General features: G+C 55.8%; 23 protein-coding genes. 10 read left to right on the top strand and 13 right to left on the bottom strand.

The features are described from left to right. Window positions 1-10: 10 nt before the first annotated feature. From ACWHYZ_RS15345 to ACWHYZ_RS15360, 4 genes are read left to right on the top strand one after another with little or no spacing between them, the layout of a single operon-like run. Entirely contained in the window at window positions 11-388 is a 378-nt protein-coding gene (locus ACWHYZ_RS15345; protein ID WP_447983549.1) for an STAS domain-containing protein, read from the top strand. Further along, entirely contained in the window at window positions 372-779 is a 408-nt protein-coding gene (locus ACWHYZ_RS15350; protein WP_447983550.1) for an anti-sigma regulatory factor, read from the top strand. The genes ACWHYZ_RS15345 and ACWHYZ_RS15350 overlap by 17 nt, the downstream gene beginning before the upstream one ends. Beyond that, a complete protein-coding gene (locus tag ACWHYZ_RS15355; protein ID WP_447983551.1) occupies window positions 767-1,402 on the top strand; it encodes a SpoIIE family protein phosphatase in 636 nt (211 codons plus the stop codon). The genes ACWHYZ_RS15350 and ACWHYZ_RS15355 overlap by 13 nt, the downstream gene beginning before the upstream one ends. Further along, window positions 1,399-2,439 (top strand): ATP-binding protein, encoded by a 1,041-nt coding sequence (locus ACWHYZ_RS15360; protein ID WP_447983552.1) that lies wholly within the window; start codon window positions 1,399-1,401, stop codon window positions 2,437-2,439. Before ACWHYZ_RS15355 ends, ACWHYZ_RS15360 begins: the two co-directional genes overlap by 4 nt. Window positions 2,440-2,466: 27 nt before the next feature. Here the strand turns inward: ACWHYZ_RS15360 and ACWHYZ_RS15365 are convergent, their stop codons facing one another. The 12 genes from ACWHYZ_RS15365 to ACWHYZ_RS15420 form a co-directional block, all read right to left on the bottom strand. Beyond that, window positions 2,467-3,744, bottom strand: a complete 1,278-nt coding sequence (locus ACWHYZ_RS15365) for a hypothetical protein (protein ID WP_447983553.1) — start codon at window positions 3,742-3,744, stop codon at window positions 2,467-2,469. A 256-nt stretch (window positions 3,745-4,000) separates the two neighbouring features. Further along, complete coding sequence (locus ACWHYZ_RS15370) at window positions 4,001-5,107, bottom strand: ABC transporter ATP-binding protein (RefSeq protein ID WP_447983554.1); 1,107 nt, start codon at window positions 5,105-5,107, stop codon at window positions 4,001-4,003. Further along, window positions 5,092-5,766 carry a molybdate ABC transporter permease subunit gene (gene modB / locus ACWHYZ_RS15375; RefSeq protein ID WP_447983555.1) on the bottom strand — a complete coding sequence of 225 codons (675 nt, stop codon included), beginning with the start codon at window positions 5,764-5,766 and terminating at the stop codon, window positions 5,092-5,094. The genes ACWHYZ_RS15370 and modB overlap by 16 nt, the downstream gene beginning before the upstream one ends. Window positions 5,767-5,837: 71 nt before the next feature. Beyond that, window positions 5,838-6,041 (bottom strand): TOBE domain-containing protein, encoded by a 204-nt coding sequence (locus ACWHYZ_RS15380; RefSeq protein WP_447983556.1) that lies wholly within the window; start codon window positions 6,039-6,041, stop codon window positions 5,838-5,840. Window positions 6,042-6,055: 14 nt separating this feature from the next. After that, the gene (locus tag ACWHYZ_RS15385) at window positions 6,056-6,658 is read right to left on the bottom strand and encodes a hypothetical protein (RefSeq protein ID WP_447983557.1); all 603 of its coding nucleotides are present in this window, start codon (window positions 6,656-6,658) and stop codon (window positions 6,056-6,058) included. A gap of 53 nt (window positions 6,659-6,711) precedes the next feature. Beyond that, the gene (locus tag ACWHYZ_RS15390; protein ID WP_447983558.1) at window positions 6,712-7,035 is read right to left on the bottom strand and encodes a hypothetical protein; all 324 of its coding nucleotides are present in this window, start codon (window positions 7,033-7,035) and stop codon (window positions 6,712-6,714) included. Window positions 7,036-7,042: 7 nt separating this feature from the next. Beyond that, on the bottom strand, window positions 7,043-7,840 hold the full coding sequence (gene modA, locus ACWHYZ_RS15395; protein WP_447983559.1) for a molybdate ABC transporter substrate-binding protein: 798 nt from the start codon (window positions 7,838-7,840) through the stop codon (window positions 7,043-7,045). 187 nt (window positions 7,841-8,027) lie between these two features. After that, window positions 8,028-8,786 carry a hypothetical protein gene (locus tag ACWHYZ_RS15400; RefSeq protein ID WP_447983560.1) on the bottom strand — a complete coding sequence of 253 codons (759 nt, stop codon included), beginning with the start codon at window positions 8,784-8,786 and terminating at the stop codon, window positions 8,028-8,030. A 33-nt stretch (window positions 8,787-8,819) separates the two neighbouring features. Continuing rightward, complete coding sequence (locus tag ACWHYZ_RS15405) at window positions 8,820-10,601, bottom strand: porin (RefSeq protein WP_447983561.1); 1,782 nt, start codon at window positions 10,599-10,601, stop codon at window positions 8,820-8,822. 45 nt (window positions 10,602-10,646) lie between these two features. Continuing rightward, window positions 10,647-11,354, bottom strand: coding sequence for a hypothetical protein (locus ACWHYZ_RS15410; RefSeq protein ID WP_447983562.1), 708 nt, complete (start codon window positions 11,352-11,354; stop codon window positions 10,647-10,649). Between the two features lie 469 nt (window positions 11,355-11,823). Next, window positions 11,824-12,639 carry a molybdate ABC transporter substrate-binding protein gene (modA, locus tag ACWHYZ_RS15415; protein WP_447983563.1) on the bottom strand — a complete coding sequence of 272 codons (816 nt, stop codon included), beginning with the start codon at window positions 12,637-12,639 and terminating at the stop codon, window positions 11,824-11,826. 46 nt (window positions 12,640-12,685) lie between these two features. Next, a complete protein-coding gene (locus ACWHYZ_RS15420; RefSeq protein ID WP_447983564.1) occupies window positions 12,686-13,858 on the bottom strand; it encodes a substrate-binding domain-containing protein in 1,173 nt (390 codons plus the stop codon). A gap of 31 nt (window positions 13,859-13,889) precedes the next feature. Between ACWHYZ_RS15420 and ACWHYZ_RS15425 the strand changes: the two genes are divergently transcribed. From ACWHYZ_RS15425 to ACWHYZ_RS15450, 6 genes are all read left to right on the top strand, one after another. Further along, complete coding sequence (locus tag ACWHYZ_RS15425) at window positions 13,890-15,563, top strand: sensor histidine kinase (protein ID WP_447983565.1); 1,674 nt, start codon at window positions 13,890-13,892, stop codon at window positions 15,561-15,563. A gap of 1 nt (window position 15,564) precedes the next feature. After that, window positions 15,565-16,932 carry a sigma-54-dependent transcriptional regulator gene (locus ACWHYZ_RS15430; protein WP_447983566.1) on the top strand — a complete coding sequence of 456 codons (1,368 nt, stop codon included), beginning with the start codon at window positions 15,565-15,567 and terminating at the stop codon, window positions 16,930-16,932. Between the two features lie 209 nt (window positions 16,933-17,141). Then, window positions 17,142-17,585 carry a response regulator gene (locus tag ACWHYZ_RS15435; protein ID WP_447983567.1) on the top strand — a complete coding sequence of 148 codons (444 nt, stop codon included), beginning with the start codon at window positions 17,142-17,144 and terminating at the stop codon, window positions 17,583-17,585. Then, complete coding sequence (locus tag ACWHYZ_RS15440) at window positions 17,579-20,821, top strand: efflux RND transporter permease subunit (protein WP_447983568.1); 3,243 nt, start codon at window positions 17,579-17,581, stop codon at window positions 20,819-20,821. The genes ACWHYZ_RS15435 and ACWHYZ_RS15440 overlap by 7 nt, the downstream gene beginning before the upstream one ends. Window positions 20,822-20,838: 17 nt before the next feature. Then, complete coding sequence (locus ACWHYZ_RS15445; protein WP_447983569.1) at window positions 20,839-22,077, top strand: efflux RND transporter periplasmic adaptor subunit; 1,239 nt, start codon at window positions 20,839-20,841, stop codon at window positions 22,075-22,077. An 8-nt stretch (window positions 22,078-22,085) separates the two neighbouring features. After that, the gene (locus tag ACWHYZ_RS15450) at window positions 22,086-23,453 is read left to right on the top strand and encodes a TolC family protein (RefSeq protein WP_447983570.1); all 1,368 of its coding nucleotides are present in this window, start codon (window positions 22,086-22,088) and stop codon (window positions 23,451-23,453) included. 9 nt (window positions 23,454-23,462) lie between these two features. On the opposite strand, the gene ACWHYZ_RS15455 is transcribed toward ACWHYZ_RS15450, so the two are convergent. After that, the gene (locus tag ACWHYZ_RS15455) at window positions 23,463-25,313 is read right to left on the bottom strand and encodes a RiPP maturation radical SAM C-methyltransferase (RefSeq protein WP_447983571.1); all 1,851 of its coding nucleotides are present in this window, start codon (window positions 25,311-25,313) and stop codon (window positions 23,463-23,465) included. Window positions 25,314-25,381 lie beyond the last annotated feature (68 nt).

A 25,381-nucleotide genomic window follows, 5' to 3' on the forward strand; every position in this document is an offset into this window, starting at 1 on the left:
GGCGCTGGCAATGTCTGTTCCAATCCTGAAGCAAGACGGTATCCTGATCGCTTCTATCCAAGCGGCGATGACTGATCGTGAATGGATGGAATTGAAGGATGAGCTCGCCAACAAAGTCGGGTCGTTTCGGTCGCAGGCAGTCATTATCGATGTCAGCGCCGTGGATGTGATGGATTCATTCGCCACTCGGACGCTCCGCAATGTCGCTGAGATGACCAAACTGCGCGGCGCGGCGACGGTTATCGTCGGGATTCAGCCTGAAGTGGCATTTGCCATGGTACAACTTGGCCTGGCACTCGACGGCATCGCCACTGCACTGGACCTCGAAGAGGGACTCGAACTGCTGGGCCCAGGCTCGAGGAGGAAGCGCCGTGATCGTGGAGAATGAGACGCAGATCCTCATCGGCCGCGACACCGATATTGTCACGGCGCGTCAGAAGGGTCGTGATCTGGCGCTTCAGGTCGGGTTTTCGGGCAGCGATCTGGCGCTCATCGCCACAGCTATTTCAGAGGTGGCCCGGAACATCATCATCTATGCCGAACGTGGTGAAGTCGTGCTGAGCCTGGCGCAGGAGAACGATAAACGGGGGATCGTCGTCGTTGCACGTGATTATGGCCCGGGCATTGCCAACATCGAACAGGCCATGCGTGACGGCTATTCGACGGGAAACAGTCTCGGGCTTGGTCTGCCGGGCGCACGGCGTCTGATGGATGAATTCGAGATCGGATCCGAGGTCGGGAAAGGCACAACCGTGACCATGAAGAAATGGGTTCGCTGAACTCCAATCCGACAGCGATGCGTTCCGTGATTGAGTGGGGCGTCGACACGCGCGCGTTCGAAGGCGAAGTGGAGTCAGGGGATGGACACGTCGTCGCCTTCTTTGACCACGGCGTCCTGATCGCCGCCATTGACGGGCTGGGGCATGGGTGCGAGGCAGCTGCCGCTGCGAAAGCCGCCGCCACAGTGCTGCACGGCCATGCAGCGGAACCACTCGAGGTACTCTTCAAACGGTGTCATGAGGCGTTGCGACGCACGAGGGGCGCAGTACTCAGCGCGGCCTCTTTCGACATTCTCAACGGCACAATCAGCTGGCTCGGGGTCGGAAACGTCACGGCGACTCTGTTCCGAGCAGACAAATCGAGCCGGCCACCATATGAATCGATACTGCTCCGCGGCGGCGTCGTCGGCTATCAGTTGCCGCCGCTTCGTGTCGCCGTCCTTCCAATCGTTCCTGGCGACACGCTGGTTTTGGCGACCGACGGCATTCGGGACAATTTCAGCCTCGACGTGTCTTTTGACCGTCATCCGCGAGATGTTGCGCAGGACATCGTCAGACGATTCGGAACTGAAACCGATGATGCTCTCGTCCTCGTCACACGCTATTTAGGTACGTCGCAGTGATCGATCTACTGGACAGCCTCAAGCATCAATATACCGCGGCTCTGGAAAGCCATCTGGTGGATGTTGGTGAAGCCGGGTTCCATCAGGCCTATGAGCTTGGGCGTAAAGCCTTGAGCGATGGTCTCAGTGTTCTTGATGTCACCATGCTACATCACGAGTCGCTATACGGCATCGTCGCGTGGGGGGCGTCTGCCGACGAACGCTCCCGTATGCAAAAAGCTGCCCAGTTCCTGGCGGAGGCACTGTCGCCGTTCGAGATGGCCCTTCGAGGATATCGAGAAGCGAACGCGCGCTTGACGATGCTGAACGAGACATTAAAGCAAGCTCACGCCACAGCCGAAGCGGCGAACAGTGAACTTGAAGCCTTCAGTTATTCCGTCGCACACGATCTCCGCGCCCCGGTTCGGCACATCGACGGGTTTGCAGAACTCCTCCAAAACTACACGAGTTCGCAACTCGATGAGAAAGCGCAGCGCTATGTCTCAACCATCGCTCAATCAGCGAAACAAATGGGCAGCTTGATCGATGATCTCTTGGCATTCTCCCGAATGGCGCGCACCGAGATGTCCATGACACGGGTCAACCTGGATGAGCTGGTCAAGGATGTGCTTGCACGGCTTCAACCGGATCTCCAACAACGAACCGTTATCTGGAATATTCATCCGTTGCCGGAGGTCTACGGCGATCGCCCGATGCTGCGCCAAGTCTTCACGAACCTGATCAGCAATGCGGTGAAATACACCAGATGCCGCGCAGAAGCGACGATTGAAGTCGGCTCGAGACAAGAGCGCGAGGGGACAGAGCAGGTGGTCGTATTCGTTCGTGACAACGGCGCGGGGTTCGATATGCAATATGCGCACAAGCTCTTTGGCGTCTTTCAGCGGCTGCACACGGCAAGCGAATACGATGGTACGGGGGTTGGATTGGCCAACGTGCGGCGCATTATTCACCGCCACGGAGGAAAGACGTGGGCTCAAGGTGCGGTGAACGAAGGAGCGACGTTTTACTTTTCGTTACCATGGAAAGAGACCCATTAGCGCGGCCTGGGAATGCCGGCAAAACCATCATCCATGTTTGCTCGGCGGTCTCTCCGGAGCCACACACCCTAGACGCGGATCTGGCTCATCACTCAGCGCGGCGGTGAGATTGCCTGTCAAGGGCACCTCGCGCTCATAGATCGTAAACCAATACGGATCGTTCCCCGTTAATCCGTACTTTTTGACGAGCATTTCATGCTGCCGCTCCGATTGGATGTGATAGCGGACTCGCGCCTTGAGCGTGAGACCATCGGTCTCTTTTGGAAGACGATACGTAAAGGTGTAGTCCCGGCTGGCCAGCGGCATCAACCGATTGTCATACAGTTCCACAATCGCCGGTTGCCACATGATCCAGCGTCCCATCGTGTCCTTCTTGCTTTCCAGCGTCTGCTGATGTCGATCTTCCACCATGAATTCCACGCTGAAATGTCGATCCGGATCGCCGGTCGGCAACTTATGGCCTGCGCCGGCATTGATCAAGGTTAGCGTTAGCTGCACTTGCTCGCCGGGCTTAGGCTCGGCGGGATTGGCAACGACCTGAATCGCAACCGCCCGCTTGATCATCTCGGGATCATGCCCGCCTCGCCAAAGGTGTTGCCTTCCTTGCCGGATTGGGCCATCCGTCGCCACAGGCCGTTGTATTTCAGGCATGTGACAACTTTGGCAGATGAAGCCGCGTTGCTTCATAAAGAACTTACCTTCGTATTCCGCATACGTCCCGCACGGTCCGACATTATAAAATTGCGCCGGTCCCGAAATTACATTGTGGCATCGATAGCAGACTTGAGCCGTCCGGAAATTCGGGTCGAACTTCGTGGGATGGGGCGCGGCCGAATCTTCGAACGGCCCGAGAATGACCCCATCACGCACATGGCATGCCGCACACGTAACGCCTTCCTTCTGATACTCCGGGTCAAACTGGGGATTGGGCTCTTGATGCGCCTTTTCCACCCTATCACGAGGTATGTTCTTAATCAGCGTCGCCTGCTGGTTCTCCAGCGGCGCATGACAGTTCAGACAGACCCAGGTGTGTTTATCCTTCGTCCAGTAGGCATGGAAGAAGGGATCTTGGTAGGCCTTCGAGTGGATACTCGTCTTCCATTCCTCATAGATCGCTTGATGACATTGCCCGCAGGACTCCGCCTTCAGACTGTCGAGCCCGGCCGGAATCTTCTGAAAGGGAATTGCATACGCATAGTCAGAGCGCAGCCCAAAAATAACGACGGGTTTCACTTCCGTATAGTATAAATAGACCAGACCAGCCACGACGGCGAGTCCAATCAACGCTTTCATGACAATACGCATCGATCTCCTACGAGTCTTTCATGGTAAATCGGTGGTAATACCTGCGAGTGAATCATTGTACCAAGCGGACGACATGCAAAGGTAGAAGAAACCGTTGATGAATGAGCAAGAGGAAAGGCCAATGGTGCAAATTCTTTCGATACCGAAATCGAAAGGCCTGCTGAGTTCCAAGAACCCGCCTGCCCTACTCGAAGGAATGTGTCCTATCTTGAAGCAGAGAGCATCAGCCGGACCCGGCTGCTCTTCTCCGTTCAATCTATGATATTTGACCCGTTGTAGGTCGATGAATCAGATGGACCGAGCCGGCCTTGATCGCCGCGACCACTTTGACTCCGGGGGCTAGATGGAGGTCTTGGAGGGCAGAGCGTGTCACGATGGCGGACAGCGGGAATCCCGATTCGAGATCGACTCGGACGAGAGCTCCCATCGAGATGACATCTTGAACAACAGTGGGCAAGTGGTTTCTGGCGCTGGTTGCACCGGTGCCGACCGGCTCGAGCACGACATCCTCTGCGCGTATGCACACGAATACGTCAGATCCGACGGTTTCCTGGCTCACGCTGAGAAGTTTCATCCCCTTCGCCTCAACCGTCACCAGTCCATCGGCTGCGTGCGCAATCCGACCGGGAATGACGGTCTCCATGCCGACGATCTTCGCCACCTCCACGTCTTTCGGGAGATTGAAGATTTGCTGCGGTGTGCCTTGCTGCAACACTTTTCCGTCTTTTAGCACGACCATCTCATCGCCGAGCGCCAGCGCCTCTTCCCAGTCATGCGTGACGACGATGGAGGGAATCGCGAGACGTCGGAGGAGGTCGCGCAGTTCGCCTCGCAATTTGACACGCGTCGGCACATCGAGTGCCGACAGCGGTTCATCGAGCAGTAGCAGCGACGGCTGGCGGGCAATGGCGCGGGCCAAGGCGACACGCTGCTGCTGTCCGCCTGACAGGCGGTTCGGCTTCGATTCTTCCATGCCCTCAAGCTGAAGGAGGCGGATCACTTCATCGACCCTGCGCTTGCGTTCCGTGGCAGAGAGCGCCCCGAGTCCATATCCGATATTGCCCGCCACCGTGTGGGTCGGGAACAAGGCATATTCCTGAAACGTGTAGCCGACCTGTCGCCGTTGTGGCTCGACACACTGCTTCGATGAGGCATCAAACCATGTGTGCTCACCAAAGATAATCCTGCCGCGTTCCGCTGATTCCAATCCGGCCAGGCATCGCAGGAGCGTTGTTTTTCCCGATCCCGAGGGGCCAAAGAGAATCAGCACCGGCGCCGGTTTTAACCCCATGCGAAACTTGGCGTTGAGCATGAACCGCTCACCAAGCGTCTTCTGGACCTCGACGATCATTTCTGCGGCCATACCGCCCAGGCCTTTCGGTTCATCGCGTATACAACGAGCAGAACCGTGTACGAAATCACAAGGAGAAACAAAGCCGTCTTTGCCGCGCCGGCGTAATTGAGCGACTGCACTTCATCGTAGATGTCGATCGACACGGTCCTCGTTTCGCCTTCGATGTTACCTCCCACCATCAGCACCACGCCGAACTCTCCAAGCGTATGAGCAAAACTCAGTACGATGCCGGTCACCATCCCCGCCATCGACAAGGGCAGCACCAATTTGAAAAAAGTGGCAAGCCGCGACACGCCAAGCGTCCATGAGGCTTCGAGCAGACGGCGATCCACCTGATCGAACCCCGCCGAGAACGGCTGCACCGCGAACGGGAGACTATACAGAATGGAGGCGATTAACAGGCCTTCAAACGTAAAGGGCAGCGGATGACCGACGAGGCGCGTATACAGTTGTCCGACAGGACTGTGAGGGCCGATGGCAACCAGGATGTAAAAACCTAAGACCGTCGGTGGCAGCACCAGAGGCAGTGCCACCACCGACTCGACGAGGAACTTCCACCGCCAGCGCGAGAAGGTCAGCCAGTAAGCGATTGGAAGGCCGACCACGAGTAAGATAAGGGCCGTTAAGGTCGCAAGCTGAAAGGTGACGCTAATTGCAATCCAATTCACGACCTAGTGCTCCCTGCCTCCCCCGATGCGCGGTCATGTTAGGGAAGCAGGAATTGAAATGCAATGTCTCACTATTTCCCGACCATCACGTCGGTGGCCTTGATCGCCACGGTGACCGTATCATTCACTTTCAGACCCATATTCTTCACAGAACCTTCGGTAATCGCCGACACGAACTCGAGGTTGCCGATCTTGACGGTGACTTCCGCCATGGCCTGCCCCTGAGTAATATTTGTGACCGTTCCCTCAAATTGATTGCGCGCGCTCAGTTTCATGTATAACCTCCTTGTTAGTGATGCGGACGATTAGGTTCTGGGTTCTCCTTCTGCGGTCTGTCGTCAGCACGTTTGCAGCTGCCTTCCTTGAATTGATCAAAGCCGATCATGAATCCTTCCGGACCGTTCACTTCCAGTCGTGTGGCGCGACAGTTGTTTCGAGACACATCTGATTTGAGCCGAAGTCGAACAACCTTAGCCCGCTCCGCCTCATCACGCTTTGCCACATCCGAATCTCGCAACGCCTGTTCAATCTGTTTCTGCACGTCGCCGACATCGACAACAGAGAAATTCACTTGAACCCAGCCGGTCGGTCGCGGCGTCTTCACATCTTGCCGAACGACGATAAGCACGTCCCGATAACAATAGCTCCGAATAAAGTCGACTTGCGGATGATCGATGCGTTGCACTTCGTCGGCCTGCAGGACCTGCGAAAAGAACAATTCATGCAATCCAATATCACTGGTCTCGATCTGAATCCCTTCCAGTTCGCTGCGCGATGATGCCGATGGTAGTGAAGGTGCGCACTTCAAATAACTCGGTGAGCCACCTAACTGTGGTGTTCCCTCCTCCGCAAGTGCGATCGTTCCACTAGCGGGAAGAGCAACTATCACCATGACAATCCACCCGCATATCACATACTGATATAGTGTGGTGCAATGTGTATTCATCACGTTTTACACCGAAACTGAAACGCCCATCGCCGGCTCACCTGATCTTCGGCCCCTTCGATGCTCGACACTCCGCTCAATCCCCGCGTCTCCCCTTCCTTCACCACCATATAGCCTTGCGGGCATCTCAACTTCATGATCTCGATCGCGTCCTTTCGATAACGTGAGCCCATGGGACCACCCCGCTCATCTTTATAGAGATAGGTCACGATGCCACCGTCGTCGGTGTCTTGGACGAGCTGTGCACCGCCGTGAGCGCAGCCGAGGAGCCCCATGAATCCGACACTCAGGCACAGCGACATGATGATTGAACGGGGTCTCATGGCGCGATTAGCCGGGCAACAGGAATCCATACCGACGCATAATCTCTTGACCTTCATCCCCTTGTAAAAATTTTAAGAATTGTCGGGCTTGGTCTTGATTGGTGGATCGCTTCAAAATCACGCAGCCTTGCTCGATCGGGGGATGCGCGTCAGCCGGGACTTCCCAGTATTTCCCCGCCGCTTTCATCGTGGGCGCCATCGCAAGGGACAGCGCAATGATGCCGGCATCGCTGGCTCCCGACTCAACGAATTGTGCGGCTTGGGAAATGTTTTCGCCCATGACCAGCTTGTCCTTCGTCGCATCATATAACTTGAAGTGCTCCAGCGCCGCGACGGCGGCACGTCCGTACGGAGCGTGTTTGGGATTCGCAATCGAGATTTTTCTTACGGAGGGAGTAGCCAAGGACCCGAACCCCTTGTCGATCGGCACGGCCGATCCCGTCGGCACCCAGAGGACAATTCGGCCCACAGCGTACTTATAGAGAGAATCGGCAACGCCATGGCCACCCTCAATCAATTTTTGGGGATAACGAATGTCTGCAGAGAAATACAGGTCGAAAGGGGCGCCGTTTTCGATTTGGGAATAAAAATTCCCGGACGAACCAAGGGTGAGTTTGACCTGCTCACCGGTCTTCTTTTCATACACCGCGACGAGATCCTTGAACGCAAAATTGAGATCGGAGGCCGCGGCAATCTTCAGCTCTGCTGCCAATGCGGCAGGTAACTGAAACATCCCACTTAACAGGATCGAGACCAGTATGATCCCCACATTTACTTGTATGCTTCTCAGTCTGATTTTCATCATGACCCTTTCTCAGCTTCAATGACCATTAGCATGAATAGAAAAGCCTCCATATCGGAATCTGATACGTTCCTTGTCAGAATGGCCGCCAAACGCGTGTTCGGGGAGGATCATTGCACGACGACCCTCCCCTCATTCAGAGGACACAGAGAACAGGAGGATACAGCTTCTCTGAATGAACCGCTTCCTTTCATAAGCTCGTGTCATACGTCAATTTGCACATGATAGCATCCGGGCCAGCTCCCGTCGGCCGCAACCACGCGTCCCATTGATCGACATGCATCTCCACCGGCAACCCAGGCACCCATTCACAGAGCACATCTTGGTCTCCACAAACCAGCGCGGAGACGTGGGCGCCTCCAACATCCAACGACACGAGCCAGCCGGTTCCTGCCCTTCGAACCGTCTCGACACGAGCCTTCAGCCAAACTCGGGGGTGCTGGTATGTACTCGCCCTTGTGGCAGTCCATCTGCTTCGTCTTGCGTTCTGTTGAGGCATCAGGGCCACCTTCTCAGGATCAATCACAATATTCACCGGATCCCAGGCTTCAGGTCGAAAGGACTGCCCCACGACAGGGCCAGTAGATTGGAGCGTGCGACTCACTCCTTGAAGCTTCACAGTAATCAATGGACGCTCGGCACCAGGCTCGACAAGTACGATCCGACCGGGCCAGCGATTCCATCGATCCCCTCCTGGCCAAATCCCACCCATTCCCAAGAGCACGTCGTTCACATGAATCTGTGCCACCACCTGTTGACCAATGTGTAGACTCCTCTCTTCCACACGTTCCGGTGAACAACGAATTCTGAAGATCGCATCATCGTCAGTCATCACTTTAATGGTCGTGCGTGTTAGGCCATGAAGGGTAGACACCACGCGACCAGAGAGAAGATTCCACGTATCAGACGATATTTCAGGCGGTCCCTGCCGTTGATTCCCGTTTTGCATACACACCTCCTCTGAGGACGACGCACATCCTCATTAAAAGAAGACCTGGTACTGAATGCGAATTGCGTTCTCGATGAGTGTCTGCTGACCTTGATCCAACGGCACATTGCCCGACGGGTATGAAGCCGCAAGAGCTGGATTCCCCACAGCGGGCAAGGGGGCGCTGCGCCCGATCGCAAACCCGCCCATGCCCATGGCGACATTACTGTAGGTCACCATGATCTGATGATCATATGTGCCGAACAGGAACCAGTTGAGTGAGACGTCCACCTCCTTGATCAGGTCACCTCCTGAATGAGTATCAGGGTCCCAGTAGCTATAGCGTGCGGCCAACTCGAGGCGTCGTGGAATAATGTAATAGCCGGTTTGCGCATACCATCCGTACATATTGCCATACTGCCCCGGGGCGAAGACTGTGCAGGCCCCTCCCTGAGTCAAGGTCTGAAGGCACGGCAACCCCTTGTTATGTCGAATCACGTTCCGGAACCAGTATTCCGTCTGAAAAGAGAACCCACGATATTTGAAGGCGTAGTCAAGAGTCCACGTGGAAAAATCAACCACGCCCTGCCCCAAAATTCGTGCATTCCCCAGAGTCGCGAGCTGCCTACGGAAGTTGAGATTGGCCAGATCGATCCCAACAAACGCATTGTCGGTAGAGGTATTAATGGCCGGGTTATAGACGTACCCTCCACCGACCACCATCTGCGGAGCTTCCGAATAGGCAATATCGCCCTCGCCATAGCCTGCCCGCCCCATGATATTCCATTGCAGACGTGCCGCGTACATCAGTTGATTAACTCCGGACCGGAAATTCGCGTTGAGGTTCCGTTGATTCACGGCACAGCCGGTAGCCGGAGACGGAAACGGATTGCCGCTTGTTTGCCCCCCAGGGCATCCGACAGTCGGCTCTTCACTTGAAAATTGGGCAAATCGATTGACGAGGGGGCCGGCTCCGTTAAACACCCCAAAGTAATAGTTTACGGGGTACACTTCTTCATCGTTCATGATGGTGATTCCGACATCGCGTCGGTTGAGGCCGCTTGCCGTAAAGGCTTCCATAGCTAAAGACCTGTCGGTAAACTGCATTGCAGCCGTGGAATTAATCTGTGATCGGTTGAAGTAGACCTTGTACTGACCTAATTGCACATTCAGCCAGGGGATGTGCGTGCTCTGAACATTGGCATCAAGCACGGTCAATGACCCAGGATTTTGCGCATTTTCTGCTGTCTCGCCGGCGAGCTGGATGTAGTATTTGAAATCCGGACTCAGCAGGTGCCCCATGAAATAAAGGCGCATGCGCTTCAGATTGAACGTGGACGCCTCATCGACTGAGCGATTCGCACGGTAGTCGCCAAAGACCCCGAGGAGTTCAGGATAGTTTTTTGAATCGCCCACTCGCCAGGCGCTGTTCCGCTCGCGCTGTGTAAATCGGGTAGCAATCCGTGCGCGGATCTTAAGAAAAAATGCATTGTCATTCATAGAAAAATTGAAACCGCGGTCGTACCAGGCTTTGAAGCTCGGCTGCAAAAGATAGTTCCTCATCTCGGATTCTCTTGTTACGCGATCGTAATCCTCTTGGGTGATTAGGCCGCTTTTCAGCGAACGATCGAGCATGAGCTTGAGGGCTGGATCCATGCTTTCCACAAACACATACTTGCCGTCTTTCTCCACGAGCTTCCCGGACTCCACCGCCATTCCAGGAATAGTCTGCAAGAGTGCCAAGACAACACCGACGATAAAGACGAGGCGAACCGACAGTAAAGCGCGACCGCCGGTAACAGATGGGCATTCAAGAGTTCCCGCCAAGCGTGTCATACCGATCTCAGCCTCCATGAATGAATAATTACGAATAAGTAAGGGTTACGGCGCACCGGCCGGGGCGCTTGGCGCCGCTGTACCTGCGCCGCTGTGTGACGGAGCGGATTTCAAAAACGATCGATACTCCACGGCTCGCCGGCCATTCTGATCCGTGACCCAAAACCTTCCGGGCTCGAAATACAGGAGATAATTTTTCGGTAGCGGGGCTGGGGTGGGATAGTTATAGTCGTACGGATCAGAACTTCGTGTCGGAACTTGGATGTGAAAGTATTCCAACGTGAAATACAAATACGGGTCTCGAACAGCGACCCATCCGCTCACTGCATCCTTTTCCATGCTCGGATTAAATCCAGGCCCAATCAGGTCAAAATGCACGCGCTCATTCGGACCTACCTTCGTCAAGGCGTCCGCGAGATAGGGTGCTAACGCTTCTATTTCATCCGCTCGAAAGACGGCTTTCGGAGGCACCTCTTCAGCGAACCAGCGAAGCGGCAAGCGCTGTTGCTCGCGCACTGAGAGTCCTCGAAGAATGCTTGCCACTTCTGCCGCACTTAGCTGCATCGGATGCGTGTACCCAGGGCGATCCAGTTCTTCCTGCGCATTGATCACCACTCGACGATCCTGGTGCAGCACTTTTGTCGTATACGGCAGTCGTGCGCACCCTCCCAGGGCGATATACGCGACGAGCAGCCCAAGAAGAGCCATGCCTCCACTCGCTCGTCTCTGTGCCGTGATGTCCCGCCATCCCATGAGTGCCTCCTGTGATGAAATCGACCAATGCGTGTTGCATAAAAAAGCGAGCAGATTTGTACTCTATACTTTACTTAAATGTCAAGTATACATTTCAACGGACAAAAGGGTGACTGGCCTCACCTCGGTCAACGGCGAGTGCTTCGCATCATTTATCGATTGCGTCGGAAATTAGGCGGACATTACTGGAGAGGAAGAATTAATCGCAGAGATTGCGCATGACGCGGGATGGTGACTAGCTCGGATTATTCATGAATGCCGTCGCGAAGCGGTTGAGACCGAAGCCTCTCATTTCACCCGCCCGCCCCAGACGCGCCAAGACGCGTCCCTTCCCGTAGGCTTCTCGCACGTGAGGTCGACACAGGCGGACTTGGGGTCCGTCGAGGAGACCAAACGAGAAAAGCCGCGCCGGGCGAGAGGATCGGCCGCTGTAGCAGGTACTCATAAATAATTCGGGCTAGCAGGAGTTCTATTTTTTAAAAGGCGACCCGTAGCCCAATCGCTTCAGAACCGACTGAGCTTCAGCCGTCTGAATAAAGTTGAGGAATTCGTTACACAGATCTCTGTTCGGACAGTAACGTTCCATGGCCATGGAATGAAGAGTCGGCTTGTACAACCGTTCGTCCGAGACGGCAACAACCCGCACGCGTTCACCTTCCTCAACCGCATCAGGCCCAAAGACGATACCCACGTCCGCATTACCATTGAGCAAATGACTCAGGACTCCCCGGGCGTCCGCCGCCACATCAAGACGCCCCTTGACCGAATCGGCAATTCCTGCCCGATTCAAGAGTTCACTCGACTTTTGACCAAGACTCGTCAGTGCGGGATCCGCGATTGCCACGCGTATCTGAGGATTATTGGCCAGCGCCTCGAATGACTCCGGAGCATCTGCCAAGGATTCCGGAACTACCAGAACCAGCGGCTCGGTCGCATAGGGCTTGCGGCCATTCGGAAGGACATAGTATCTCTGCTCGAGGCGGGTAATCAGCTCATCACCCCCAGGCGCGATGATATGGATGGGACCTTTCTCAATGAAGTATTGCCCGATTGTCGAGTTCTGCATGGCGGCGATCGTTTGCCGCATTTCGAGGCCGGAATTAAAATGGAGCCTGACCATGACGTCCGGATGGGTTGCTTCAAAGGCACGGCCAAGCGCTTCCAGAGGGGCCGCGAGACTCGGCGAAGCCGCAATGACGAGAGGCTCCTTGGCTGATGCACATACGCCGATCCCCAGTCCTAAGAGGATTGATCCGACGAACGACACAACTTTTGCTCTCATCATCAATATGCGCCACATCTCGCATCCCCCATTCATCCGAATAAGCGTCTCATGTTTTGACCCATAAGTCCCGCATCTTTCCGGTTTGCCGTGTGTCGTAGCCGCCCAAGGCCTCGATTTCTGTCCGGAACGGACGGCTGACGATCGCGTCGAGAAAGCTCGAGAGGGCCGGATGTGTTGTGAGATAGACCGTCGGAATCACCAGATCGTAGCGCTCTTCCTGAAGGGGAATAAAATCGAGCCCCAGGAGCCTTGCAGCGGATCCCGCTCCCATCCCCACGTCAACGAGACCGCTAGCAATACCCTGCGCCACATCGAGATGCGATGCCACCTCTCGTTGATAGCCTTTGATCTTCGCGGGATGGATGCCCGCTGCCGCCAGCCTGTGATCCAATAACAGCCTCGCTCCTGCACCCGCCTCCCGATTGACCATCTCGATGTCCTTACGAGCAAGATCGGCCACTTCCCGAATCCCCTTGGGATTGCCATGCCGAACAATCAATCCTTGTTCCCATGATGCAAAGGTGACGACGGTATATCCATCACCTTTCAGGTGCCGGCGAAGATATGGGAGATTCGACTCGCCGGATTTCACATCGACAATGTGGAGACCGGCGACATGGACCTCTCCCCGCTTCAAGGCTTCAAGTGCGGCCCCGCTTCCCATTGTCCACCCCACGACGGATGCTCGCTCTTGTCGTCTGCGTAGATACTCGCCCGCCAAAAAAATAGCCGGGTCGCACCCGGCGACGACCACTTCTTCTTCAATCAGACGGCGATCCCTGATCAACTCTACCCGAACATGACTATGACGCCTTGATCGTGCGGGACCCAACATGAGGCCGTCCGCCGGGACGGTGAAGTTCAACACATCCCCCAGTTGCGCCACCGGGCGAACGAACACTCGCTCCCCCACTCTGGCAACCTTGACACGGGTTCGCATAGCTTCTGTCGGAAGCGCACCAAGGAACTCACCCTCTATGACTTCTCCGCTCGAGACCAGACTGAAGACATCTTCAACTCGGCAGCCCAGCGCGCCGGCCAAACGAAGAGCCACGGCAGTCGTCGGCAAATATTGATTCGCCTCAATGGCATAAATGGCCTGTCGGGTTACTCCCGCCATGCCGGCTAGATCGCTCTGCGAGAGGCCCTTCGCCGAGCGCAAGCTCCTCAAACGATTCTCGATATTGCTGGCCGGCTCGGCCTTATTCTTTTCACCCATGCTTGACCCGTGTACCAGGATGTCGTACAAGATGTCAAGTATTATGTCCTCGACGGTCACGCTAAAAGCACCGGCTCCCGCACACGCTTCATCTGGCTCGGCCTGTGAGCGTGTGATACTGTACGCCATGATCGACGGTCCGCTCGCCTGGTTCCAACGACTGACGCTTGCCCAAAAATTTTTCGTCTCATTCGGTTCCCTACTCCTTTTGCTGGGACTCAGCCTTGCGGCCATTTTGTTTTATTTGAGCAAGATCAACAGTTACGTCGAACGCCATAATCGCATCACCGTGCCGGCCGTCGTGACCGCCGCCAATATGCGGCAGACCGCCTTTCAAATGAATCTGTCCCTGACATCCCTTGAGCGCGACTCGTCACGGCAAGCCCAGAACGCGGTGTTCACGCGTCTGAAAGAGGATGAGTCCGGCGTTCGGCAGACCTTGGCCTTCTACCGGGCGACTCATGCGGCACGGACCCATCCCGTTCTGTTCGGCATGCTGACCCGGCACAATCAGGTAGCGCTGGCCGACCAGGAAGATCGGCTCCTGGATCGGATGTCGTCTCTCCTGGACGCCATCGCTTCTCACCGAGAAACACTGGCCGCCTCATCCCAGGGAGGCCTCGAATCTGAATCATCGATCGCCACCTTCACATGGGCACAAGCACTCTACGAGCAGCTCACGGGAGCGCTCACAGCCCTCATCGACGTTCATACCAAGATCGACACCGAGATGAAACTCGAAGGCGACGTCCTATTATCACAGGCCCGCCTGGTCATTCTGGCCCTGGTAATCGTACTGATGATTGTGATTGCAGCCACGTATCGCGTGGTCAGCACCCAGATCGCCACGCCTCTTCGCCGATTGGCCCGAGCTGCCGATCGTGTGGCGCATGGAGAACTGCAGGCAGGGTTCGACATCTGGCCGGCCAGGGATGAAGTGGGAGACCTGTCCGTCTCGCTCGCCTTGATGTTGACCACGCTTCGCGAACGGACCATCGCCCTGGAGCAGAAAACTCGTGAGCTGGAGGCGTTTAGTTATTCTGTGGCGCACGACCTGAAAGGACCACTGCGCGAGATCGAGGGATTTTCCTCGCTGATTGAAGAGAAATACTCGGGCGTCCTTGATTCAACTCCACGCCAGTACCTCGGTCAAATCCGCGGATCGGCCCTTCGCATGACGGCGCTGATCGACGCGCTGCTGAAGTACTCCCAGCTCGAGCAGGAAACCCTGCCGAAGTCGCAGGTCAATCTTGCTGCCTTGGCCGAGCATGTCGTGGCGTCACGGCAGATCGCCGCATTGAGCCAAGGCGCTCGAATCACCATTGATGTGCCGACTATCGACATATGGGGCGAGCCAACCAGCATTCAGCAAGCCCTGGGGAATTTACTGGACAATGCATTAAAATTTTCAGGGCATGAAGCGGCTGACATATCGATCGGCGGCATGAGAAGACAAGGAGAGTCGATCCTCTGGGTCAAAGACAATGGCATCGGATTCGACCCTCAGCATTGCACGAAGCTGTTCGGTCTTTTTGAACGGCTACACTCATCCGACCGCTACGAAGGCACCGGGGTGGGACTCGCGATCGTCAAGCTCGTTATGGACAAGCACGAGGGGCGAGTGTGGGCCGACTCCTCTCTTGGCAAAGGCAGCACCTTTTATCTAGCCTTTCCCGATTCACCCGCGCGGGCCACGGGACACTGACATGGCGATTGAGATGCGCATCCTTGTGATCGATGATGAACCGTTCATACGGACGGTGCTGGAAAACACGCTCCAACGGGAAGGCTGCGACGTGGTGGTGGTCTCCAACGGGAAGGAAGGGTTCGACAAGCTGAATGCCAGTTCATTTGACTGCGTCATCACCGATCTCAAAATGCCGGAGACGGATGGCCGGGACGTACTTCGGTGGATTCGCGAGCATCAGCCTGATGTGGACGTCATAATGCTGACCGGTCATGGCGAGGTCCATGCCGCTGTCGAGGCGATGCGAGCCGGGGCATCCGACTTCCTTGTGAAGGACATACCGTTTGACGGATCGAACGTGTTGCCCGCATTGGAACGCATCGTAAAAGTTCGGAGCCTTCGACAGGATAATCTTGCCTTGCGACACGGCGCGGGCATCGCGCGCCTGGATCAAACCATTGACTGTATCAGCGCGGCGTGGCGGCAGCTGATGGAGACCGTCACCAAAATTGCCCCGTCGAATGCGCCGGTGCTCATTCAAGGAGAAACGGGCTCCGGGAAGGAAATCGTCGCCAGAGCCTTACACGCCGCGAGCCCTCGGTGCGATCATCCGTTCCTTGCCGTGAATTGTGGAGCCATCAAAGGAGACCTGCTGGAAAGCGAACTCTTTGGATACGAAAAAGGCGCCTTTACCGGAGCGACGCAGAGTAAAAGTGGTCTCCTAGCGGCGGCAGAGTGCGGGACATTGTTCCTCGACGAGATCGGAGAAATGAGCGGCGCCATGCAGGTCAGTCTGCTACGCGTTCTCGATCGACGTGAATACCGCCAAGTGGGCGGTACGAGGACGTTGCATGCGAACGTGCGTTTCATCGGCGCAACGAATCGGGAATTGCAAGACCTCGTCTTAGCGGGACGATTCCGCGACGATCTGCTCTATCGGATTAATACCGTCGGCTTGCGCGTTCCGCCCCTTCGAGAACGACCCGACGACATTCCGCTCCTCGCACAACATTTTCTGCGGTCGCTCCGGCTTGCGCGCGGACGCGCCCGTAGTTTTTCGCCACCGGCACTCCAGACCCTTATGCGGTATTCGTGGCCCGGTAATGTTCGGGAACTGAGCAATGTGGTTGAGCGGCTGCTGTTGCTGTCACCGCAGGACAGTACGGATCCAATCGGACCGGAAGAGGTCGGTTCGATGCTGGACCAGAATCACCGCCGCTCCTCGATTGAGACACCGGTCCTCGGCTCACTCGAGGAAGCCGAGAAGGGACATATCTTGCGCGTGATGGACGCGCATGGCGGCAATAAGACCCAGGCGGCCCGCACCCTGAACATTGACTATAAAACCCTCCTTGCAAAGTTGAAAACATATAACCTCCCCGGATGAGAGAGACCATCCGTGGAAATTTTCCATAGCACTCTGGAATATTTCCACAGTGTACCTGCAAGCCCCTTGTCGGGTTCCTGAACAGCTCTTCTCATGACCAATGTTTTGGCTAGTTGCCTTAGGGATAGCCTGTTGTCTTAATAGTCTATTGGGCACCGGGTTTGCACAACGAGTTTTGCACTAGCTGATCAGCAGACAGGGAGTGGAGAGTGATCGGACATACCATCACAATGTCGCCATCGATCCTTGTGGTCGAAGATAGCTTGGCCCAGTCTGAGCTATTAAGCCAAGCGATGACTCAGCATGGATTTGAAACGGCTATTCACATCGAGCATGGAATGGCGCCCGCACTCAGCTATTTGAACCATCAACTGAAAGACCATCGCGCACCACCTCGATTGATTGTCGTTGACCTGAAACTCCTCAATGGGAGCGGTCTCGACATCGTACGCTATATTCGCAGCCATGAACGGCTTCATCACGTCCCAGTGGTCATCCTGACGACTTCGGACGCTCAACACGATATTGAAGCGTCTTACGCGGCCGGGGCGAACGGGTATGCCGTCAAGCCCGGCACCTATGCGGAGTTCGTCAAGCTCACGGGCGATCTCTGCCGTTTCTGGCTTCGCTGGAATAGGACTGTCTTATGTTGACCAAAGCCGCGCTCAAAAATCCGTATGCCGTTCTCGCGATCTGTCTGATCGTCATTATCCTGGGCAGCGTGTCATTTCAAAAGATGAAAGTCGACATCTTTCCGGACATCAATATTCCGGTCATCCTGGTTTCGACCTTTTATCGCGGATTGAGCCCCACAGAGATGGAAGGCGCGATCACACTGCGATTCGAACAACAGTTTCTCCAAGCCAGCTATATCGAGCATATCGAATCCCAATCACTCGCCGGCATCAGTTATATCAAAGTATTTTTTCAACCCGAGTACAGCATCGAAGCGGCCCAGTCCGAGCTTACGAGCCTGGCGTATAGCATCATTCGCGTGCTTCCCCCCGGTGTCTTTCCCCCCTCCGTCTACAAATTTGGTGTGGCCAGCCTTCCGATCGGTCTCTTGACGGTCAGCAGCGACACGTTGAGCGAAAAGGAGATGAGGGATCTGGCTTATTTCACTGTCCGCCCTCAGATGGCCTCGATTCCCGGCATTTCAACGCCTCCGGTATTGGGCGGGAAGGTCCGGCAAATTACCGTCTTTCTCGATCAGCAGAGGATGCTGGCACGCGGGGTCTCGCCGTCTGAAGTCGTGAAGGCGATCAATGCACAGAGTGCCATCCTCCCGGCTGGTGATGTGAAGCTTGGCGATCTTGACTACTACGTCTATTCGAACAGTCTGGTACGCGTGGTGGATCAGATTAATGAGCTTCCGATCAAGGTCGTCAATGGCAGCCCCATCCTTGTGCGCGATATCGGCACGGCGGCCGACTCAGCGGCCGTGCAAACGTCGATCGTGCGAGTCAACGGACGGGAATCGGTCTATATCCCGGTGACCAAACAAGAAGGCGCGAACACCGTCAATGTCGCGGACGGCGTACGCTCCCGGATTCCAAATTTGACGGAGATCCCAGCCGGCGCCTCCGTCAAATTTATTTACGATCAATCGCTCTATATCCGAGAGGCGATCTCAAATTTGCAGAAGGAGGGGCTTCTCGGCGCCGGATTAGCCGGCTTGATGATTTATCTTTTCCTGCGCAGCGCAAAGGCTGCGCTGGTCGTCAGCCTGGCAATCCCGCTCTCCCTTACGTCGGCGCTGGTCCTGCTCTACATCAACGGACAGAGCGTCAACATCATGACGTTAGGAGGCCTTGCCCTTGTGATTGGAACGCTGCTCGATAACAACATCGTCGTCCAGGAGAACCTGCACCGCCATTTGGAAATGGGGAAAGACGGACGAAGAGCGGCAGAAGACAGTGCCGCCGAGCTGACCCTGCCCATTCTCGTCGCCACGATTTGTATTCTGATCGTCTATCTACCGATCATGTTTTTCAGCGGCATCATCAAATTTCTCTTTGTTCCTTTGGCCCTGACGGTCGCGTTTGCCATGATGGCCGATTATGCGGTGTCGATGTCCGTAACCCCCGTCATTCTCGCTCGACTCTATCGACGCGGGCATGAAAAGGGAGATGAGGCGCATGATGATGAGGGGTGGTTCGGCCGCCTTCAACATGCCTACGGACGCGCCCTTCTGCTCGGACTTCGCTTCAAGGCCTTCGTGTTGGGTCTCGCTCTTCTGACATTGGTCGTCGTCGCCGTTCTACTCGTGCCGCGTCTCCATACCGAATTCTTCCCTAAAATCGATGCCGGCAATTTCACGATGTTGGTATCAGCGCCTGAGGGAACTCGCATTGAAAAGACCAGCGCCATCGTTGGAGAAGTAGAACACATCGTGCGGCAGGTCGTCCCCAAGGAGGATCTCGATGAAGTGGTAGCCAACATCGGAATGTATTACGGAGATGCAGGCCGCTTCGCGCCCAATACCGGATCGCATACGGCGTTCGTGCTGGTCAACCTTGTGACGGGTCACAAAGGTCATTCCGACGATTACATCATGGAGCTTCGTCAACGATTGCGCCGGGACTTGCCGGGCATCGATATCGCCTTTCAAACGGGTGGGATCGTCAGCGATGTGCTGAATTTCGGCTTACGGGCTCCGGTGGACATTCAAGTGAGAGGTCCGCGTATCGACGTGATCAGGCCGGTCGCCGAGGCGATCCGTGACCGAGTCGCCCAAATCCCGAACACGACCGACGTGCGGATCAAACAGGGCAAGAATTATCCCGAACTGCATCTCAATGTGGATCGCACCAAGGCGGCCTATTACGGAATTACTCAAGACCGAGTGATTGTGGATGTCATCACCGGGCTCAGTTCGAACATTGCCCTCAGCCCGAACTACTGGCTCGATCCCAAAACTGCGAACGGCTACTTTTTGTTGGCTCAGTATCCGGAACAGTCCCTCATAACAACGGAGGACCTGCTCAACATCCCGCTCGTCGGCGCTGGGGTGCCGCTTCCCCCGGCCGCCAGTGTGGCGATCCCCGGCAGTTCAGGGTCGACGCTGGCTCTTGCGAATACGCCGTTCGCCGGACGTACGATGGGGATGAATGGCGGCTTCTTCGGGTCCGACGATCGCCGCGGTCCGGATGTCCGTTTGCGGGATGTTGCCGAACTAATACACAAGACCGGGCCGGACTCCGTCGACCACTATGATTTGTCACGCTTGATCAATGTCCTCGTGACGCCGGTCGGGAATGATCTGGGACGTGTCGCGACGGATATTGAAGAGGCGTTGAAGGGGATCGCCCTGCCGAAGGATGTCGTGGTCAGTGTGAAGGGCGAAGTCGCCAATATGCGAAGCGCCTTTCAAAATTTTGCATTGGCGCTGCCGCTTGCCGTGGTCTTGATTTACCTTGTGATGGTGGGACTCTTCCGCTCGTTGATCGACCCGCTGATCATTCTGCTGGCCGTGCCTCTCGGCTGGATCGGAACCGTCGCCATGCTGTATATGACCGGCACATCGGCAAATGTGGAATCCATGATCGGCACCCTGATGATGATGGGCATCGTCGTCTCGAACAGCATCTTGTTGGTGGATTATGCCAACCGCATGGCTCGTTCGGGCCTGTCGCCAGAAGAAGCCGTCCTTGAAGCCGGCAGACGAAGACTTCGTCCCATCATCATGACCGCCCTGGCAACTATTCTTGGGCTCTTACCGCTCGCCCTCGGATTTGGGGAGGGCAATGAAACCATGGTGCCGTTAGCGCGCGCCGTCGTGGGCGGCCTGATGGTCTCCACGCTGATGACCTTGCTTGTTGTGCCGGTGCTCCATAGCATAGTGCTGGCGCGGGAACCGGCCCAGCCGGCGGAGATCTCGACGCAGTGAACGAAGGAATCCTTTCTATGACAGACAATCTCTCTCATTCCCTGCGCAGCGTGCTCATGAACCGGCGCGTACTGGTATGTATCACTCTCCTCGCCGTTACGCTCATTGGAGCAGGCATCGTCCTGCTTCAGCATAGCGAAGGCGTGCCGGTCGGATCCAAAGCCGAGCCGAAGGCTGCACCGCCGTCGTCCGTCGCCCCATCTCCTGCCTCAGAATTGCAGGCTGAGGCTCACGTGATTGATGTCCAAGTCGTGAAACCGACTCGCCGCGATGTAACGTACTCGATCACCCTGCCTGCGAACGTGTCGCCCCTCTATCAAACGACGCTCTATGCCAAGGTCTCCGGATACTTGAAATCAATTGGTCCCGACAAGGGCGATCGCGTGAAGAAAAATGACATCCTAGCCGTGATCGACGCGCCGGAGGTGGAAGAGCAGTATCAACAGGCGGTAGCCGACTATCAGATCAAAAAGATTACCTATCACCGATTATCCAATGTATGGAAAGAGACGCCGGATGTGATTGCTAAACAAGATGTCGATATGGCGCAAGCTGCCCTGGAGGGTGCCCGCCATCTTATGGAGCAGCGTGTCGCGCTACGCGATTACACTAAAGTGAGAGCGCCCTATGATGGAACGATCACCGCGCGATTTGCCGACCCCGGGGCGCTGATTCAGGTGGCGACGAGTTCATCGTCCGGTGCCATTCCGCTCTTTACGATCATGAATCTTGAAACCGTACGGGTCTATGCCAACGTGCCGCAGGAAGACACGCCGTGGGCAAAGACCGGTGTGCCGGCCGCGCTGACGGTGAAGGAATTGCCCGGTCAGATATTCACCGGTACGGTGACGCGAACGACGCGTGCACTGGATCCGTCCACACGCAGCTTGCTCATCGAAGTGGATTTACCGAATTCAGACCACGCCCTCCATCCGGGTACGTTCGGCGAATTGACCCTGCAACTGCGGACGAGCCCCAATGCCTTGGTTGTCCCGGCCGGATCACTCATTGTGCAAGGCAACAACACCGTGGTCTTTATCGCCGATCAAGGAAAGGCTGTTCAGCGGAAGATTAAGACCGGTCTGAGCGACGGACGATGGGTCGAAGTCCTTGACGGGCTCAACGGTATGGAAGATGTGGTGGTCGTCGGGAAAAGCAAACTAGTCGAAGGTACCTCCGTCCGGCCTTCGCCTTATAATTTGCCGGAAGGCAAGCCGTCGGTCCAGAAATTCAGCTCGCTTAGGCCACAAACATAAAGGAGAACATGATGTTGTTCTTAGCCAGAGCGATTACTATCGGCTCCATTCTATTGCTCGTGACCATCACCACGAGCTATGCACAGGCTCCGGTCAACCACTCTGCATCAGAGCCTGTGGCCCGTGGAAGCTTCCTTGGACTGAGGCAGGCGCTGGAGATTGCATTGCAGAAGCATCCTATTCTTGAAGAAGCGTCGGCATCGATGAAGGCCGCTACTGCCAGGACCGAACAGACCAAGTCCCTGTACTACCCCCAGGTCTACGCCAACGTGGACAGTTCGGCCGGCTCTGGACGTATCAACCCACGGTTTCTGATCGGCGGTGGATTGCTGCAGTCCAATCTCAGCGCCTACGCTGCCGGAGTCATTGCCAACCAGCGTCTGTATGACTTCGGATATACGCGAAGCCTCGTGGAATCCTCGAAGCTCGCCGAGCGCGCCCAGGAACAGGACATTCAGGCGCGGCGGGCCTTCATCGCCCTCAATGTCCAGCGACTGTACTACAACAGCCTGAAGCGCCGGAAGCTCGTTCAGATTGCGGAAGAGACCGTCCGGGAACGCGGCATCATCAAAAGCCAGATTGAAGCCCTCTACCGGCAACAGCTGAAATCCAAACTAGACCTAGATCTGGTTCAGGTGGAACTAACCAATGCGGAATCTTTGCTCCTGAAAGCACGAAACGATATCAAAGCCAGCTATGCCGACCTCAATCGCGCGATGGGCATTGCCGGGTCGGATGATTATGTGTTGGAGGACCTGCCCATTGAGGTGCGCCCGCAACGCGCGCTGGAAACCCTCATCGGCGAGAGCCTGGCACATCCAGAGGTTCGTAAGGCCAAAGAGCTCATTGCGAGTTCGGAAGCCCGGGTAAAAGCCCTGAAGCGCCAATATCTTCCCACGATATCGGCTCTGGCCAGCGGCGGTGATTACGAAACCTTCGACACGAGCCGGAATCTTGCCACCGGCGGCTGGTGGACGGCCGGGGCCTTTGTGTCTATGCCGCTGTTCACGGGATTTCTCATCGAGAATCAGGTGCGGGAAGCCGCTGCGCAGCAGAATGCGGCGCAAGCCGGCAGTGTCAGCATTGAGCAGGCGCTGACGCAACAGGTCACGACGTCCTATTTGGATACCATTACCCTGACGCAACAAATCAAGTTGGCAGAGGAGCAAGTGAAAACCGCCCAGGAAGCGTTGCAATTGGCGAAGCAGCGCTATCGCTTAGGGCTGGGGTCTGTCGTGGAAGTGACACAGGCTGAAGTGGCGGTCACGAGCGCGCAAACTCGATTGGCCGATGCCCAGTACGATTACAAGATCGCCGAAGTGACGCTCGCCTACGCCTCGGGCATGACGGCGAGCCTTGAGACAGTCGCTCCCTAAGGCGGCCCCCTAATGATGGGCGTTGGTCGGGAGCGCCAGCGTGAAGTACTTGCCTCGTTCCGTATACAGAATACGTCTGCTGACGAGTTCGGTCAGGATTTTCTCAATCATCGATGGATCATCGGCTTCGGCCAGACCTCTCTCTTTCGACTGTTCGCGGATGTGCTCCGGAGATTTGGGTGCCTCGTTGCACGCCTCAATGGCCACGGCAGCCATTCCGTCATAGCGCTGTCGTGACGGGGCGCCTGGTATCCGCCCGTCGTATACGGTCACATAGCCCATTGCTTTCACGTAATACAAGTAGGGTTTGTCTGAGGAGGCTTGGCGCCGCTGCCACTCACCAGCCGCTTCGACCAACTCTCGAAAAAGATCGGGGTCCACGCCCTGGTCGACTTCATACTCAAAGTCGTAGGCCACCTTCATGAGATCGACCTTCTCGGGATCGTAGACATACTCGTACGCCATGCCGGGGCCGGTAATGCGCACTCCATATTCGTGCGGACGTGTGAAGTACGGGCTGAACCGCTCTAACCAGAGTTTGCCCACGCTCTCGGGCGCCTGCAGATGCACGAGCGAGGGTATCAAGTCGATCTGCCGGCGATAGTCCTCATCCGTTTCTTTGGGGAAACCCAGCAGAATATTCCAGCTCAAATTCACATTGTAATAGCGGCTCCATTTCAGCACGACGACATTTTGCATCGGGCTCACGCCCTTATCCATTTCCTTCAGCTGCGTCGCACTCAAGCTTTCCAGACCGGGCTGCATGGACGTGACACCGCCCTTCGCTAAGGTATGGATTTGCTGTTTGTTCAAATTACTTTTGGTTTCAATAAAGACATCCAAGTCATAGTGGCCTTCGCCCAATGCACCAAAGACCTGGTCGATATATTTCATATCGATGATATTATCGACGAGACGGAATCGCGTGGTATCATAGCGACTGGACAGCCAGCGTAACTCCTCCATCACCTGCTCATGCGATTTCGAACGGAATTTCATGCTCTGAGCATTGAGCCCGCAGAACGTACAATGGTGCTTCTCTCCCCACCAACACCCTCGGGCCGACTCGTACAGCAAGATGCGATTCATGCCCTTAAATGACGACGGATCCACCTCGTCGAGCTGCGCAAAATACTCGTCGTAATCGGGCGGGCCGGTGTGGGCAAAATCAACAAAGAGTTTCTGATTCGGCTTGTACACGACCGTCCCGTCTTTGCGAGCAACCACTCCGGCTGGAGGTTCGGTTTCCTCGCCATTCTGAACCTGTCGGACAAGCGCAGGAAACGGATCTTCACCCTCCCCCACCACGGCATAGTCGATCCACGGAAACGCCCTGAAGTACTCGAGGCCCATGTCGCCGTCATAATGTGCGCCACCCAATACAATTTTGACATCCGGATAAAGGTCCTTGATCAATTTGGCCAAGGTGACGCTGGCGACATTCTGATGAAACATGGAGGTAAACCCGATCAGGCGATATTGCCCCCAATCCACGGAGGTCAATGCCCAGGTCAGGAACTGCGGCGCAAGCATGGCCTCGATCTCTTCCAGATACGAGCTGGGGCAACCTGCCTTTCGGGAGATCTCTTCAATCAACGGCTTGAAATCACGCAGGTACTGATGATGCTTCGGGTTGTCCTTGAATAGAAGACGCGAAAACAGCCACTCTCCGATGAGAAGCTGGCTTTCACACAGCACATCATAAACCGGAAACCCGATACGCTGGGCAAAATACAGGTTGAGGTAGTGGTTCTTGACACCGATGCCCTGCGATTTCAGAAGCGCGGACAATGTTCCCAGTTGAATGGAGGGAAACTTGGAATGCCCGAACGGCATGTTGACGAGAGCGACGGATTCCATGCTCAGACGGGCCTCACACCCAAAGTTGAAACGTCTTCACATCGAATATCCCACACATGATGACTTTT

It is taken from the genome of Nitrospira sp. Nam74 (genome assembly GCF_965152615.1).